Source organism: Xanthovirga aplysinae (assembly GCF_009711365.1).
Classification (GTDB): domain Bacteria; phylum Bacteroidota; class Bacteroidia; order Cytophagales; family Cyclobacteriaceae; genus Xanthovirga; species Xanthovirga aplysinae.
The window spans coordinates 1-1,600 of sequence record NZ_SMMB01000435.1 but is presented as its reverse complement, the minus strand read 5'-3'; the positions used below and the strand labels follow the sequence as shown (position 1 = coordinate 1,600).

The 1,600-nt window shown below is 36.1% G+C and carries 1 protein-coding gene and 1 pseudogene; one reads left to right on the top strand and one right to left on the bottom strand.

Translation table 11 applies throughout. From position 1 onward, the window contains the following. Nucleotides 1-189 (bottom strand): annotated as a pseudogene (locus E1171_RS24100) (GNAT family N-acetyltransferase); the annotation flags it as partial. Between the two features lie 557 nt (nt 190-746). Here E1171_RS24100 and E1171_RS01620 point away from each other — a divergent pair. Continuing rightward, a partial coding sequence (locus E1171_RS01620; protein WP_155203425.1) for an ROK family protein occupies nt 747-1,600 on the top strand: 854 nt, incomplete at its 3' end.

Genomic DNA, 1,600 nt, shown 5'->3' with positions numbered 1-1,600 from the left:
TTTAGCAATTGGAATGGGAAAGCAAGCTTGATAATTCAATCCATCCGCAATGACTATTCCTTCCCACCCTGGGGACACAATATCTAAATACCAAGACATCCCATAAAGGAGTCCATTTTTAGAATTATACACACAATCATCCCAAAACTCAGTATTAATTTTATCTCTGGGGAGTAAAAAAACATCCATCTTGAATTATAACAGAAAGGTATGCAGAAACAAAAATTTAAAATTAAAAGATTTTATTCTCATGAGAAAGTTTAATAGGAAAGATAAGAAAAAGCCCTTATTTAAATTTGGGAACGTGTCAAGGGAAAAACACTATTCCCCACATCCACTTATTTGAAAAAGCATCAATTTCTGCTTATAATATTTCCATTTCTACTTTCTAAATAATGGAATGAGGCCATAAAAAGATCATCAAATTAAAAACAGAGGTTTTGCAAAGAATTTCCCTATTACATTGGTAATTCCCAGCTAAACCTAATCGTTATTTAAAAAATATTGTAACTGAAGAAATTTTTCTCGTTTGGAATTTTCTTTCTTTAAAGTCAGCTCAATCGTTTGCAATGGAAAATCCTTGCCTATTGCACCAAACAGCGCATTTAAATAATGATCCAAATATTTTTTGAATAAAAATAATCTTGATAATATTATGCCCTTCAACAGAGAAAGACAACCAATTTTGGTCAATTATATCTGTTTTAAACTTAATAAACGCTCAGTTTAAAAATATTTATAATAAGATGAAAGATGTAGCAATTGGGATCGACATTGGTGGGACCAACACAAAAGTGGGCTTTGTCGATGAGAAGGGAAATATTTTATCGGAAGGTTCCTTTTCTACCAGCCTTCACAAAACCATTGAGTCTTACCTTAATGCCCTGCACACTAACATTGAGAAACAAATCGACTCAATGACTTCAGATATTAACTTAGCCGGAATTGGTATAGGAGCCCCTAACGCTCACTATTATACAGGAACAATAGAAGACGCCATAAACCTTAATTGGAAAGGAAAAATTGAGTTTGTCAAACTTCTCAAGGAATATTATGATGTACCCATGGCCTTAACTAATGATGCAAATGCAGCGGCCATTGGAGAAATGGTATATGGAGGGGCAATGAACATGACAGATTTCATTATGATCACCTTGGGTACCGGGTTAGGAAGTGGAATTGTTACGCATGGCGAGCTGCTATATGGTAAAGATGGCATTGCTGGTGAACTCGGACATACACTGGTAAATGTTTTTGGTCGACATTGTGCTTGTGGCCGAAGAGGCTGTTTAGAAACTTATGTTTCTGCCACTGGCATTAAAAGAACCGTTTACAAAATGCTGGCTGATTTCAATGGGGAAAGTGAGCTCTCAAAAGTACATTTTGATGAACTTACTGCAGAAATGATCACTGAAGCCGCAAAACGAGGAGATAAAGTTGCTTTAGAAAGCTTCGAATACACCGGCCGAATTCTTGGAATGAAACTAGCCGATGCCGTAGCCCATACTAACCCAGAAGCAATTTTCCTTTTTGGAGGGCTCTCAAAGGCAGAAGACTTCATATTTGAACCTACTCAAAGGTTTATGGAAGAGCATATGCT